Source organism: Chitinophaga sp. LS1, assembly GCF_034274695.1.
GTDB lineage: Bacteria > Bacteroidota > Bacteroidia > Chitinophagales > Chitinophagaceae > Chitinophaga.
In genome coordinates this window covers 4,958,120-4,972,192 of sequence record NZ_CP128362.1, presented here as the reverse complement: position 1 = coordinate 4,972,192, position 14,073 = coordinate 4,958,120, and the positions used below count along the sequence as shown (strand labels likewise).

The 14,073-nt window shown below is 44.9% G+C and carries 12 protein-coding genes; 7 read left to right on the top strand and 5 right to left on the bottom strand.

The annotated features are described in order from the left end of the window. Positions 1-30 precede the first annotated feature (30 nt). Together QQL36_RS20490 and QQL36_RS20485 are read right to left on the bottom strand one after the other, a co-directional pair. Entirely contained in the window at positions 31-915 is an 885-nt protein-coding gene (locus QQL36_RS20490; protein ID WP_321566622.1) for an FKBP-type peptidyl-prolyl cis-trans isomerase, read from the bottom strand. Positions 916-942: 27 nt separating this feature from the next. Continuing rightward, a complete protein-coding gene (locus QQL36_RS20485) occupies positions 943-1,947 on the bottom strand; it encodes a DHH family phosphoesterase (protein ID WP_083729070.1) in 1,005 nt (334 codons plus the stop codon). 263 nt (positions 1,948-2,210) lie between these two features. Here QQL36_RS20485 and QQL36_RS20480 point away from each other — a divergent pair, with 263 nt between their 5' ends. From QQL36_RS20480 to QQL36_RS20470, 3 genes are all read left to right on the top strand, one after another. Continuing rightward, the gene (locus QQL36_RS20480) at positions 2,211-2,630 is read left to right on the top strand and encodes a nucleoside-diphosphate kinase (protein WP_083729068.1); all 420 of its coding nucleotides are present in this window, start codon (positions 2,211-2,213) and stop codon (positions 2,628-2,630) included. Between the two features lie 214 nt (positions 2,631-2,844). Next, positions 2,845-3,741, top strand: a complete 897-nt coding sequence (gene xerD / locus QQL36_RS20475; RefSeq protein ID WP_321566621.1) for a site-specific tyrosine recombinase XerD — start codon at positions 2,845-2,847, stop codon at positions 3,739-3,741. 457 nt (positions 3,742-4,198) lie between these two features. Then, positions 4,199-5,167, top strand: coding sequence for a phosphatidylinositol-specific phospholipase C (locus QQL36_RS20470; protein ID WP_083729064.1), 969 nt, complete (start codon positions 4,199-4,201; stop codon positions 5,165-5,167). Positions 5,168-5,258: 91 nt separating this feature from the next. Here QQL36_RS20470 and QQL36_RS20465 read toward each other — a convergent pair whose 3' ends face one another. After that, complete coding sequence (locus QQL36_RS20465; RefSeq protein ID WP_083729062.1) at positions 5,259-6,053, bottom strand: hypothetical protein; 795 nt, start codon at positions 6,051-6,053, stop codon at positions 5,259-5,261. Between the two features lie 405 nt (positions 6,054-6,458). On the opposite strand from QQL36_RS20465, the gene QQL36_RS20460 reads away from it, so the two are divergent. From QQL36_RS20460 to QQL36_RS20445, 4 genes are all read left to right on the top strand, one after another. After that, the gene (locus QQL36_RS20460; protein WP_320582049.1) at positions 6,459-6,875 is read left to right on the top strand and encodes a hypothetical protein; all 417 of its coding nucleotides are present in this window, start codon (positions 6,459-6,461) and stop codon (positions 6,873-6,875) included. Positions 6,876-6,956: 81 nt separating this feature from the next. After that, entirely contained in the window at positions 6,957-7,562 is a 606-nt protein-coding gene (locus QQL36_RS20455; protein ID WP_083729059.1) for a hypothetical protein, read from the top strand. Further along, positions 7,559-8,359, top strand: a complete 801-nt coding sequence (locus QQL36_RS20450; protein ID WP_083729057.1) for a sensor histidine kinase — start codon at positions 7,559-7,561, stop codon at positions 8,357-8,359. Before QQL36_RS20455 ends, QQL36_RS20450 begins: the two co-directional genes overlap by 4 nt. Positions 8,360-8,453: 94 nt before the next feature. Beyond that, positions 8,454-9,113, top strand: a complete 660-nt coding sequence (locus QQL36_RS20445) for a response regulator transcription factor (RefSeq protein WP_321566620.1) — start codon at positions 8,454-8,456, stop codon at positions 9,111-9,113. 195 nt (positions 9,114-9,308) lie between these two features. Here the strand turns inward: QQL36_RS20445 and QQL36_RS20440 are convergent, their stop codons facing one another. Continuing rightward, complete coding sequence (locus QQL36_RS20440; RefSeq protein WP_321566619.1) at positions 9,309-10,988, bottom strand: sodium:solute symporter; 1,680 nt, start codon at positions 10,986-10,988, stop codon at positions 9,309-9,311. Between the two features lie 303 nt (positions 10,989-11,291). After that, positions 11,292-13,769, bottom strand: coding sequence for a PIG-L family deacetylase (locus QQL36_RS20435; RefSeq protein WP_321566618.1), 2,478 nt, complete (start codon positions 13,767-13,769; stop codon positions 11,292-11,294). Between the last annotated feature and the right edge of the window lie 304 nt (positions 13,770-14,073).

Here is a 14,073-nt window from a genome sequence, read left to right as displayed (position 1 = left end):
CGGTTTCTTTTTTCTATAAGAAGCTAATTACTATTTCTTCTTAGCTGGTGCAGCCGGTGCAGCAGTAACCGCAGGCGCAGCAGTTGGTTTCTTGATATCCAGCAGTTCCACATCAAACACCAGTACGGAGTTAGAAGGGATCATCGGAGTTGGCTGTAAACCATAACCCAGACCAGAAGGCAGGATCAGGATAGCTTTTGTACCTTTCTTCAGAGAAGCGATACCAGCATCCCAACCTTTAATTACATAACCTTTACCAATTGGGAAACGGATAGGTTCCAGTTTTCTACCTGGGTTGATTGTAGAATCAACAGAAGAATCGAAAACTTTACCATTCAGCAGTTTACCAGTGTAGTTTACCACAACGGTATCACCTGGCTGAGGCTGTTCGCCACCACCAGCTACCTGGGTAGCTACATACACACCTTCAGCAGTAGGAGTAACCTGCAGGTTATTTTTAGCAGTGTATTCCTTGATCAGTTTCTGATCTTCCGCCAGTTGTTTAGCAGAGGAATATTTGCTTACTACCACGAAAGTAACGTTCAGCTTGTCACCTTTCTTAGCAAAAGGAGGACGTGGCTGAGGCAGGGAATCTATAGGAATAGCAAAAGTAGCGCTATCACCTTCTTTCAGAGAAGCCAAACCGTCCATCAGGTCCCATTTCTGCTGAGACTTCTGGATCAGTACAGGAACTGGCGCACCATTGCTTCTATCAGCAGATTTAGCCAGAAGGGAATCATTCAGCTTCTGGTATATGTTCATCAGCACAGTGTCACCCACTTTAAGCTGCGCACCACTACCTGATTTATGAACGATATAATCTACGCCACCGGGCGTCTTTTTTTGACCGCCGGCACCGCAGCTGGCCATTAACAGGCCTAATGCTGCAACTAACAACTGATTGTTCTTTTTCATTTGACTGTATTAGTAGGATTGAATGACTTATTGTAATGCTTCTTCGTTTTCGGCGATCGCGTCTACAAAACGCTGTACGGTCCTTTCGAGGGAGTCTGAACTATGACCACCTGCTGCATGGAAATGGCCGCCGCCGTCAAAATACTTACGGGCAAAGGTATTCACGTCAAAGTCTCCTTTGGAACGGAACGACAGCTTTACCTCCTGATGACGATCTATGATCAGCGCCGCCATCTTGATGCCCTGGATAGAGAGCAGGAAGTTGACCACACCTTCAGTATCGCCCGTCTGCAGGTCAAAACGCTTCAGATCAGTATATGGTATAGCGATCATGGCGGTGTTGTACTCATAATAAACCTCCATCCGGTTCAGCAGGCTATGGCCCAGAAAGCGGAGACGGTTTTCAAGGAAATTATCATAAATCGCCTGGTGAATGAGCTCATGGTTCAGACCATGATCCAGCAAATCAGCCACCATACGGTGTACACGGGATGATGTAGAGGCAAAACGGAAAGAACCTGTGTCAGTCATGGTACCTGCATAGATACATTGTGCCATTGCATCGTTAATATAACGCTCTTCTCCCATTTTGTGTATTGTCTCATACACTAATAATGCCGTAGAAGCCGCTGTGGTGTCGCTCACCCCATATTCAAATACAGGCTGAGGCTCCAGGTGATGATCAATTAGAATTTTTTGACATTGCAGTGCCGCCAGATAAGGCTCCATGTTCTTGGTTCTGTACAAAGCATTGAAATCCAGACAAAACAACAATTCTACTCCCTCCAATGCCTTCATCGCTTTATCCTGCGAAGATTCGAAATCCAGCACTTCCTGTGAACCCGGCATCCAATTTAAGAAATCCGGGAAATTGGTAGGCGAAATAACAGTTACGTCGTGTCCTTTCTGCTTCAAATAATGGTACAAGGCCAGAGAACTTCCCATTGCATCTGCATCCGGTTTCTGATGCATTGTTATGACCACTCTTTTAGGGGTTTCCAGCAAAGGCTTAATTTCCTCGATCCTCTTCATTTTATATTAATAATATAATGTAACTGTTTTTACCGAAAAATGAAGTGCGAAGTTCTCTATTTAGCACAGAATTTCAAAATTTTTGGTCGCAGGATTTAAAATTCCCTATAGAAGATCGAAAATATAGGCTAAATACCTGTTTTAACAGTAGAATTCGCTCTTTTTTTCTGTCGGTGAGGAGTATCAGGCGCTTTTTTTTTCTGATTGCCTAAAATCTGGTTACATTTGCGCGCAAAATCCGCTAATTAGTTACTCAATATATTATGGCTAACAACAGAACCTTTACAATGATCAAGCCGGATGCCGTAGAAAACGGTCATATCGGTGGTATCCTGAACAAGATCAACGAAGCTGGTTTCCGCATCGTAGCGATGAAGATGACCAGACTGTCTGCTCAGAAAGCAGGTGAATTCTATGCAGTACACAAAGAAAGACCTTTCTATGGTGAACTGGTTGATTTCATGAGCAGTGGTCATATCGTAGCAGCTATCCTGGAAAAAGATAACGCTGTTGAAGAATTCCGCAAACTGATCGGTGCTACCAACCCAGCAAATGCTGAAGAAGGTACTATCCGTAAAATTTATGCTGAGTCAATCGGTCGTAATGCTGTTCACGGCTCTGATTCTGACGAGAATGCTGAGATCGAAGGTAACTTCTTCTTCTCTGGCCTGGAGAAATTCTAAGCTATTTCAGATATTCCAAAAGAGCGTCCTGTAAATTTACAGGGCGCTTTTTTATTGGAAATGGGTTTTATCATTTGTTGAAAATGGTTTCATCACTGTTGATGAATTCCCTTTTTCCATGAATGCTTTATTGAAAACAGACATCCATTCAGCCATGAATTTTATGCCCGCTGGCGAATGCTCGCTTTCGAAACCGTTTTCTTAACTTGCACCTATGTGGGATATCTATCTGAAAGGATTCAAGGCTTATTTACAACTCGAACGTTCCCTCTCCGGCAACTCAATTGAAGCCTATCTTCGTGATGTAGAGAAACTGGTGCAATACCTGCAGTCTGCCAATCTCCCCCTCCCACCCCACCAGGTTGAACTCACACACTTACAATCCTGTGTACAGTGGATCGCTACACTGGGTATGACTGCTACCTCACAGGCACGTATCATCTCCGGCATCAAAGCCTTTTATAAATACCTCTTATTAGAAGACATCGTCAAACAGGATCCTACACAGTTATTAGAAGCACCAAAAACAAAGCGACAACTCCCCGATGTATTGAGTTTTGAAGAAATAGAGCTCATTATTGCACAGGTCAAAACAGGTACACCTGAAGGTGCACGTAACCGTGCTATACTGGAAACCATGTACAGCTGCGGATTGCGGGTGAGCGAGGTGACGGGTTTACAAATATCACAGTTACACTTTGATGCGGGATTTATTCGTGTTATTGGTAAAGGAGATAAGGAAAGATTGATCCCTATTGGAAGGGATGCCATTAAATACATTAATATATATAAGGATGAAGTGCGGGTGCATATGCCTTGTAAACCCGGACAGGAGGATATTCTTTTTTTAAATCGCAGAGGGAGTGCACTGACCCGTGTGATGATCTTTTTAGTGATAAAAGAGTTGACAGCAATGGCGGGTATTGAGAAACAGGTATCACCTCATACGTTCAGACATTCATTTGCTACGCATCTGGTAGAAGGTGGGGCAGATTTAAGAGCAGTGCAGGAAATGCTGGGACATGAGAGTATTACTACGACGGAGATCTATACGCATCTGGATAGAGAGTATTTAAGAGATACGTTACAAAGGTTCCATCCAAGGTTTTGAGAAATAAGTTTTGAGGAGACTGTAAAATTTCCTGTGTTAATGGCCTATGGTGGTGAATTATCTCAATAGTCCCCAAAACCGGGGAAGGCGCTGCTGCCGCGCCATTCCCCCTTCCCCATCCCGGCAGGGTTTCAAACAATGGGGAAGGGTTTACACAAAATATTTTACACTCCCGTTTTGAGAAATACTTTTTGAAACCAAATCATTTGATTTAATAAAAAAGAAAAATCCTTTCTTTTTTATTAATGATAAGTGGTTCATTAAAACATCCCCCTTACAATTATTACCCTTTTGTTAATGATGCCCCACCCATTATCAACTTATCTATAACCTTATTATTTTGCACCTGAAAATTCAAACCTACAACCTGTTACACGTTTACACTGTCACGCTACCTATAGCTGTACAATGCATGCGTTAACATTTCCTATTGCCTGAAATTAAACGCACAAACCAAATGAAAGCGTCATCGCTCCTGCATGTTCCTACTACCATGCTGTTATCCCTCGTCCTGTTCAGCTGTTCGAAACAGGACATTCCTGCCCCCCGTTTAAATAACACCGTAGCAGCTACCAGCACTGTAGCAGCTGTAAGTGTTGCATCCAATAGCTGGATGACGGCGTTAGCAGACAACACCAATATTGCAGCCATCTCTATTCCCGGTACGCACGACAGCGGTGCCCGCGTAGAACCAGTATCTGGTACCGCCAAATGCCAGGATCTCTCTATTGCAGATCAGCTGGAAGCCGGTATCCGCTACCTCGACATCCGCTGCAGGCACATTGACAATGCCTTCGCCATTCACCACGGGGCCATCTATCAGAACCTGAACTTCGATGATGTACTGACTGCCTGCAAGACCTTCCTGACCAATCATCCAAAAGAAGTGATTGTGATGAGTGTAAAGGAAGAATATGATGCAAGCAACAACACCCGTACTTTCGAACAGACTTTTGATACCTATGTTTCGAAATATGGCAACATCGTTCTGAATGCTACTGTGCCTAACTTAGGAGAAGTGAGAGGCAGGATCGTATTGCTCCGTCGCTTTGCGGCAACCACCACACCCAAAGGCATCGATGCCACCAGTTGGGCGGATAACACTACTTTTACCATTAATAACGGTAACGCCAATTTGAAAATCCAGGATAATTATATTGTAAATGACAACGCTTCCAAGTGGAGTAATGTGACTGCATTATTTACTGAATCCAGCACGACCAGTAATAGTACCCTATATATTAATTATACCAGTGGTTACAAACCTTTAATCTTCGGTATTCCAAGTATTACTACTGTATCAGGCACTATCAATCCACAAATTGACACTTATTTTTCGACGCATACGGCTGGCAGGTATGGTATTGTACCTATGGATTTTGCAAATACAACAAGATCCACGGCTATTTTAAATACAAACTTCTAATTGCAATGTGGCACTGTTTTCAGCAGTGCCACATTGCAATCGGGTGGGAGTTATAAAACGCCAAAGGCGTTTTATAACTCCCACAATTATTTTAGCCCACCAACTTATTCAACCAACTCATCGCCTTCTTCACCACCCCACCCTGCATCGTAATATTCATCACACTACATGCATCCACCGCTCTTCTCCCAGGCAATGTTGCTACTTCCGCCTGCTCTTCCCAAAGCAACTGCTTATCTCTATACACTTTAAAATAAACATCAGGGCCAAGCAACTGCCTGCCGGACAGTTGCTTTCTACTGAATCTGATCTGGTAACGCCCCCGATCGTCTGTGCTGCTATAGGCCAGCATACGGTGGTTACCTGCATTGTACGCTTCTACCCGTAATTGTGATTGTCCCTCATTATCGTGGGTACGCCTAACTATTCCGGCGATCACCCATGTACCATAGCTGGCTCGGATCTGTGCCCAGCTTTCAGCCGGAATTACATAAGCATAAGCCGCTACATACCGCTGTAAGGAATGCTTCCATTGAGGTACCAGCCGGCTCAGATGGAAATGTGTCTCCTTCCGCTCGCCTGCCTCCTCGGGCATGCCCTGTAAACAGATGTCCAACTCTAAAGGTTCCGTGAATAAGTGTAATTGTTCCCAGCTAAGATTGAAATTGCCGTGATGATCCAGGGCCCCTTCAGCCAATAACCGATCGTGCTTATTCAACACCTCTGATGGGGTTAACTGTCTGGGGCCACTAAAAGTATTTTTATTGGGGTAACGATTTGATAAATGCCCATCCGGCAAATAAACCCTGATCCGGGCGTTTACCAACGGTTCAGTACAGTCAACAGAGAGCAATGCAGAAATGTTTCCAATTAATAGGTAACACATAGTCGTAAGTTTAAAAATTGGGGCCAACCCGGTTAACCTCAAATTTTGTTGTGTTTCTCTGCATGTCTACTAGGAATGAACAAACTTTGGGTAGAAAGGCCCTGCCGATGCTTGCTCGCATTGTGAGGATAGCCATACCCCACAATGCAAAGATTACGAAGTATCTTTTTTTAAACAAGCGTTAGAATACGTTGTTTTCAGAATACGTAGTTCTACGCATTTTTTAGGGAACCATACGTTAGATTATATATAAAAGCATCCATTTTTTAACACATAACGGCCTGACCCAAAACAAGATAAATTCATTTACCACCCCCGTATGGCACTAAAATGGGATACCAGGCACAGCTTTGAAAAGCGATTATTTATAATAATTTTACCGCCAATTAAAACAACAGCATTCGTATGAGTACTACTAAACCGAACTTCACACCAGATGCAGGTGGATTCATTCACCATGACGAAGCGAGACGTTTAAGGGACAACTACTGCAACAAAAAACGTCAGAAAGAACCACACAATCCTGACTTCATTCAGGCCTACTTCTTCGGAAAAGAAAAACTACAGCAACTCCTTGATTGTCAGGAAGACATTATCGGACTGCGTATCTATTTCGGAGACGACCATGATCATCCTGAAAAGGAACTGAAGAAGATGGTTATTTATGCCGTAAATAACGAAGGTCATAATGTACATTTCAAAGATTCAACCGCAGCAAAGCAGATGAATCTCCAGGTTGGCGCAGAAGCTCCTATCCAATTCGCAGCACTGGACCAGGGTTTACCATGTCCGACAAATTGCCCTGATACAGGAACCGTTTAAACCAAAACGCAGGTGAATTCATTTCTGATTTTTTTCTACATCATGGAGGGGGTCGAATTTTTACTTTTGATCCCCTTTATCATGAAATTCAAAATTCTCGATAAGGGTGGCAGATGGATCTTTTACTATCTTATCAGCAGTGCTGTTTTCGCAAGCGGCTCGCACCTGATCGCTCATATTTCGAGAAATAACATGTGGTTTTTCAGTCCCATGTCACTCATCCAATTCCTCATTCTTACCATCTTCTTTCATCATGTAATTAAAAACCAGCTACTCAAGAAAATTATTCTCATTGTTTTTGGACTCGTCACCTGTTTTGCGATAACTGACTACTTTTTCCTGGAGGGGCCAATGGCCTATAACTCCTATGCACTTTCCGTAGAAAATCTCTTTCTGTTACTGTATAGCGTCATTTATTTCTGGGAACTCATGCGCGACGAGGACCTGGTCAAACAATCCATCTTTGTCAATTACCTTCCCAGCTTCTGGTATAATAGTGGCCTGTTTATTTTCCATTGCTCCAACTTTATGTTGTCCCTGGCTTATAATTTTTTGCAGCATTCCAGCTTTGCCCAATTTGACAGAGGTATACAAAATGCCACGCTTTCTATTACCTTTATCGGCGGCTTTGCAGAAGTAGTACTGATCTACATCGGCCTCCTCAAAGCTCAAAAATTCAGGTCATGAACAGTTACGAAGTAGTTATCATCGGTACGGCTGTGATGCTCACCATGGGCATCCTTGTCATCGTACTCGTTATCTTTCAGCAGAAACAGGTTATTCAACACAAACTCCTGATCAGGGACAAGGACCTCCAACTGCAAAAAGAACGATTGGTAGCCATTCTCCAGGGCCAGGAACTGGAACGCAAACGCATCGCAGAAGATCTGCACGATGAAGTTGGCGCACAACTTTCCGTGCTCAAACTCAACCTCAACCAGTTGCAGCCATTGCTCAAAACAGGCAATGGCGAACAGGAACAACTCAAAGAGACCAAAGAATTTACAGATACAATCATCCAGCACCTGCGCTTCATCTCACAAAGCCTGCACCCGCAGGCCCTTGAAAACCTGGGACTGAGCCGGGCGCTGGATTCCTTCTGTAATATGATGAACCGTAATAAACAGGTGCAGATCCACTTCACCGAAGAGAGTAACCACCACGTTGTGGAACCCGAAAAAGCACTTAATATCTACCGCGTCGTACAGGAACTCATCAACAATATTCTGAAACACGCACAAGCCTCCCAGGTGCAGATCAACTATCACACTACGCCTACCCAGCTCAGCATCCACGTTGCAGACAATGGAAATGGCCTGCTGCTCAACTCCCTGGAAATGGCCCGTCATAAAACAGGCAGCCTGGGCCTCAAGAATATTGAAAGCCGCCTCAACATCATAGGCGGTACTATCAGCTACACTGCCGGGCAACCTACCGGTACCATTGCCGAAATCAAAGTAGAAAATTACCAGCGCGCTGAGTAATCATATTATTTTATTCTAGCTTTGTCCCCTGAGCAATGACACGTGAAATGAAAATCGGGACAATTTACGCAACCAATATAAACTGGCTCCCTCTATGACAAACAACATTAAGGTAGCTATTGCCGACGACCATAAAATCTTCCGGAGTGGGGTGATCAATACCCTCAAGCCCTATGAAAACATCAGTGTGGTGTTTGAAGCTGAAGATGGAGTTCATTTATTAGAAATCATGGAAACACAACAACCAGATGTGATTCTCATGGATCTGAAAATGCCCAACATGGATGGCATAGAAGCTACCAAAAAAGTTAGGGAAAAATATGCGCACGTAAAAGTGATCGTGCTCACCATGTATGAAGATGACAACTTTATCGTGCATCTTATCGAAATGGGCGCGAATGCTTACCTGCTTAAAAATGCAGAACCAGGTGAGATTTACGAAGCTATTTGTACTACCTACGAGAAAGGTTTTTATTTCAATGAAAATGTGAACCTGGCCCTCCTCAAGAAGGTCATGCACAAAACAAAGCAACAGTTCAAGCCTACTTTCCACAACGAGGTGCCCCTTACCGACCGCGAACTGGAAGTACTGCGCCTGATCTGTGAAGAACTGACTACGCAGCAGATCTCTGAAAAGATCTTTTTGAGTCCAAGAACAGTGGAAGGACTACGCCAGAAACTGCTGGAAAAAACCGGGGCCAAAAACATTGTGGGCCTCGTAATGTATGCTTTTAGAAACGGCCTGATAGAATAGGCTGCAATCTTTTAGTAAAAGCCTGATAGACCGGGCTATTGTTCGTAATGTAAAGGTTTCAATCATCAGCATATGCCTGATTGTATCCAGACTATTCCAAGTCATGTGAACGGCTGCATTTATTAGAATAAACCTGATAGAACAGGCTAAATTTTGTCATGTGAAAGGCTGCATTTATTAAAAATGAGCCTGCTGTTATTTGTCATGTGAAGGCTGAAATAATTGTATCATCCAGGCCAGTACGATCACCAGTATACACCCGATCGCATTGAGCCACAGGAATGAAACAATATTGGTAATAAATACGATGATCACCAGGATCTCCGACACTATTGCCGCCCAGAATACAGCCGTGCCACCGATCCGCTTACAATAAAACGCTACAAGGAATATACCCAGGATAACGCCGTAAAACAGCGATCCCAGTACATTCACCGCTTCTATCAGGCTACCCAGTTTGCTGGCAAACTGTGCTACCACTATACAAAACAGTCCCCAGATGAACGTCCACCAGCGGGATGCTTTAAAGTAATGTTCGTCCGGGGCTGTTGGTTTAAACTGTCTTTTGTAAATATCGATCACTGTCGTAGATGCAAGGGAATTTAATGCCGCGGCAATACTGCCCCAGGCAGCCAGGAATATAATGGCTATCAACAAGCCCACAAGGCCTTTCGGAAGATTGTGTACCACAAAATCCAGGAAGATATAATTGGTATCGTTCGTATCCGCTCCAGGATCTGCTTTTTTAATATACTCGATCGCTGTAGTACGTACTTTGAATGCATCTGCATCTGCGGCCTGTAGTTTTTGACGGGCCGCTTCTACGGCTGCATTGTCCTTGTTATGCAACGCATTTGAAAGCGCAATTGCCTGCTCCTGCTTTATCTTATTAAATCCGTCATATTGGGTTTGCAATACCTGCAATGTAGGCCCATCCACCTTATTCAGCTGCGCCTCATTAAAAAATATCGGCGCCCTGAAATACAGGTAAAACACAAATACCAGCGACCCTAATAATAAGATCAGGAACTGCATCGGCACTTTCACCAATCCATTCATCAGCAACCCAAAACGAGACTCCGTTACACTCCGCGCAGTCAGGTACCTGCCTACCTGCGATTGATCCGTTCCAAAATAAGAGAGTGCTAAAAAGAACCCTCCTATCAGCCCACTCCATATATTATATTTATCCTTCCAGTCAAAATCAGTCACTATCACATTCAGCTTATTCATCTTGCCCGCTACCTTCAGCGCATCATTAAATCCAATACCCGCCGGCAACAAATGAACCACCATATAACCAGCCAGGAACATCCCCACAAAAATGATCACCAGTTGCAATGTCTGCGTATAACTCACCGCACGTGTACCACCGGACACGGTATAAATAATAAGGAGTCCGCCCATGATTACATTGGTCCAGTATATGTTCCAGCCAAGTAAAGAAGAGAGAATGATAGCCGGGGCATAAATACTGATGCCCGTAGACAATGCACGTTGTATGAGAAATAATATCGCCGTAAAAGTACGGGTCTTACAATCAAAACGACCTTCCAGGTATTCGTACGCCGTGAACACTTTCAGCTTGTGATAAATAGGTACAAACGCAATACAGATCACCACCATCGCCAGCGGCAACCCAAAGTAATATTGTACAAACCGCATCCCGTCAGTATACGCCTGCCCCGGTGCAGAAAGAAACGTAACGGCACTCGCCTGTGTACCGATGATCGACAATAGTACGATGTACCAGGGCATAGACTGGTTATCCAGGAAGTAGCTGGCCATATCTTTCTGGCCACGGCTCTTCCAGATACCGTATAATATAATTCCGATTAATGTACCCCCCAGTACAATCCAATCCGCTACACTCATGAATAAACTTTAGTGAATAAATAAAACGCGCCGATCAGCAGCAACAGCCAGCCGACTACAACAGCATACCACTGCCACCATTGTGGCAGTAATGGCGGTTTATCTTTTTTCATAAGATACTTCCTTTAGCTTTGATTATTTTCTTCTACTTAACATGTTTCCGCTCAATAGACCCAACGCGAGTCCTATCATTAGTCCGATATGAACCCGCTTGATTTCAATTCCTATGACCAGACCAAGTATAATGCAGACAATTGCTGCCATACTCAGTCTGGAGCGGTTTGGCTGTTTTTGTGTCGCCATTTATTTTTTTGTTGAAATCAGGTTCACAAATATGCGGTATGCGCCGGGCACACCTGCAGGCAGTTCTCTGAAGAACGCCAGTGAGGTGTATACATACCTGCCTTTGCCATACTTTGCTACAATGGTAGAACCATCCAGCGCCGGATCTCCCTGATCATGCATAGAGAAGAGCGACTCATACTTAGTATCTGCATTGGTAGTAAAGTATAGACCGCGTTCCTGTATCCATCCGTCAAAGTCTTTCTGGGAAAGCTTGTTCGGATAATTCATGATCTCATCATCAGGACGCAGGAAAGAGACCTCCGCTTTTTCGTCGGTCACACGGTCACGGCTCAGTGAAAACGGATAAGGACCCATATCTGTGATTTGCAAAGGTCCGTTCACATTATACTGTACCAGCAGGGTACCTCCATTCTTTACGTACTCCATGAGGTGAGGCTGCCAGTATTTGATACGTGGATTAATATTATATACCCTTACACCAGTGATGATAGCATCGTACTGGCTCAGGTCTCCGTTCATAATATCTTTTTCGGTTAGGTGAGTGACTTCATAACCTACCTGCTGCAGGCTTGCTGCTACCAGATCTCCTGCCCCATCTATATAGCCCAGTTTGCGCCCATTGTGTTGCAGGTCGACTGTCACCAGACGGCCGGCTGCATCCGGGAATAAAGTAATGGTAGGGATATGGTCATAGCTGATGGTCTGGATACCTTGTGCATAGCTATGGCCTTCGTCTTCAATGATCACTTTGAATGTATCGGTGTGGTTGCTGCCCGTTACTTTTGAAGGTGCAATGTGAAAGAGCAGGCTGGTCTCGTCGCCCTTACCACTGAGGTCAAAGGGCAGGGATGCCTCCTGACTGCTGAAGCCAGCAGGTAGTTGTAATCTCACTTTGCCTTTAGTAGCATTGCCCATGTTGCGCAGTTTTACCTGTACAGGTTGAGCAGTGGTGCTGGTAAATACAAATACGCTGTTCGCCAGGTTCGCCACCACAGGAGGTGCGATGATGAGGGGTGCGTATACTTCACCTTTCACAGGGTCGGTATGTTTGTATTGAACAGGACGGGAGATGGTCAGGTCTTCGCCATTAATTTTTAAATGAATGGTAGCCTGAATAGCTGGAATGTTTTCAGGGTTACCCACGAGCAGCGGGTCCTGTATTTTGTATTCTCCTACACCGTGTGGTTCACGCAGGTAATACGGTTCAGAGATCGGCGTATTATCCGGCACCAGTAGGGTGACAGGGATATTTTTTAGCTGGTTGAAGTCCAGTTTGTTTTGTGCGAGGGTAGTATCCTTGCTGCCAAAGGTAAGAGACTGGATCTGCACAGGGATTTTGCTATTGCAGATCACCTGCACGCTGCCCTGCATAGCCTGACCCGGTACAACGACTTCGTTGTTGCTGTAAGCCTCTGCCCATATGCCGGCACAGGCCAGGATGAGGTTTTCGGTTTCCTTCAGTTTCTGATTGCGCCAGTAACCTTCCGGCAGGGCCTGAATGGCCTTTCTGATGGCTAACAGCGCAGGCACGGTGGCAGCAGGGTTTTCTAAATTATAGGCAGCCCTGGCTTTGTCGATCATCATACCGATGGCTTTACCGCCTTCGATACGTGACCAGGTAGTATTGATACCATCCAGCAGACTTTCGCGGGGGGTATCGCCTTTGATAGTAGTAAAATATTCAAAGGAGCTACCACGGGCAGCGGCTACGCCAAAGCCCTGGCTCTTGTGCTGAGAGCGGCTTTCAGCGGCGATTTCGCCATAACCTTTACCCAGGAGGTAGTTGAAGACCCCCACATCCAGTTTGAACTGGTCTTCACTGGTGGTATTAAATCCACCGAAGTTGAAAGTGTTCCAGAGCAGGCGTTTGACCTTCCAGGGTTTTACGTATTGTAATTGTTCAGGAAATCTTTTGGGATCGGCGGCGGCATCGAAGGCTTCGGCGGCGATCATTGCGGAGGCGGTATGGTGGCCATGCCCGGCACGGCTATCGGCAGGAAAGCGACATACGATGACGTCGGGCTGGAATTTACGAATGATCCAGACAGCGTCTGCAAGGATCTGTTCCCGGTTCCAGATAGTGAAGGTTTCGGTTGGATTCTTGGAAAAACCGAAATCCAGTGCACGGGTAAAGAATTGCTCAGCACCATCAGTACGGCGGGCAGCGAGGAGTTCCTGGGTACGGATCAGTCCCAGGAGTTCACCCTGTTCATTGCCGATCAGGTTTTGTCCACCATCACCACGGGTGAGGGAGAGGTACCCGGTACGATATAATTTTTCATTTGCCAGAAAACCCAGCAGGCGGGTATTTTCATCATCAGGATGAGCGGCCATATATAAAACACTTCCCAGCGTATCCAACTTTTTCAGCTTCAGGGCAATGTCGGCAGAGTTGTTCACGGGCGAGGGTTGTCCCAGGGCCGTGATGGCCGCCAGCATGCCTGTTGCGAATGCTAAACAGATGCTCTTTACCATTACTTTCGAGGATTTAAACAGGCTCAAAAATAGTGATAATAAGGAGGTGTTTATGAAAATGTGATAAAAGGAAATGGGTGGGTGGAACAATAGTATAGGTTCGATATAGCTTCGGTACAACTTCGGTACTATAAGGGCACTAAAAGGGCACTTGTATATCCCGGGGATATTGAGGTGCCCTTTTGATGTTGGATTGGTGACGAAGTTGTATCGAAGCTATACCGAAGCCAGACCGGAGTTATGCCGGTGTTGTGCCGGGGTTATGCCAGAGCTAGACCAGAGTTTTAACTAAGCTATACCGAAG

What these genes read in the sequence shown, in the direction of transcription:
- QQL36_RS20455 (WP_083729059.1), top strand. Translation starts at nt 6,957, where the DNA reads ATGAAATTCAAAATTCTCGATAAGGGTGGCAGATGGATCTTTTACTAT.
- QQL36_RS20485 (WP_083729070.1), bottom strand. Translation starts at nt 1,947, where the DNA reads ATGAAGAGGATCGAGGAAATTAAGCCTTTGCTGGAAACCCCTAAAAGA.
- QQL36_RS20465 (WP_083729062.1), bottom strand. Translation starts at nt 6,053, where the DNA reads ATGTGTTACCTATTAATTGGAAACATTTCTGCATTGCTCTCTGTTGAC.
- QQL36_RS20470 (WP_083729064.1), top strand. Translation starts at nt 4,199, where the DNA reads ATGAAAGCGTCATCGCTCCTGCATGTTCCTACTACCATGCTGTTATCC.
- QQL36_RS20445 (WP_321566620.1), top strand. Translation starts at nt 8,454, where the DNA reads ATGACAAACAACATTAAGGTAGCTATTGCCGACGACCATAAAATCTTC.
- QQL36_RS20490 (WP_321566622.1), bottom strand. Translation starts at nt 915, where the DNA reads ATGAAAAAGAACAATCAGTTGTTAGTTGCAGCATTAGGCCTGTTAATG.
- QQL36_RS20435 (WP_321566618.1), bottom strand. Translation starts at nt 13,769, where the DNA reads ATGGTAAAGAGCATCTGTTTAGCATTCGCAACAGGCATGCTGGCGGCC.
- QQL36_RS20480 (WP_083729068.1), top strand. Translation starts at nt 2,211, where the DNA reads ATGGCTAACAACAGAACCTTTACAATGATCAAGCCGGATGCCGTAGAA.
- xerD (WP_321566621.1), top strand. Translation starts at nt 2,845, where the DNA reads ATGTGGGATATCTATCTGAAAGGATTCAAGGCTTATTTACAACTCGAA.
- QQL36_RS20460 (WP_320582049.1), top strand. Translation starts at nt 6,459, where the DNA reads ATGAGTACTACTAAACCGAACTTCACACCAGATGCAGGTGGATTCATT.
- QQL36_RS20450 (WP_083729057.1), top strand. Translation starts at nt 7,559, where the DNA reads ATGAACAGTTACGAAGTAGTTATCATCGGTACGGCTGTGATGCTCACC.
- QQL36_RS20440 (WP_321566619.1), bottom strand. Translation starts at nt 10,988, where the DNA reads ATGAGTGTAGCGGATTGGATTGTACTGGGGGGTACATTAATCGGAATT.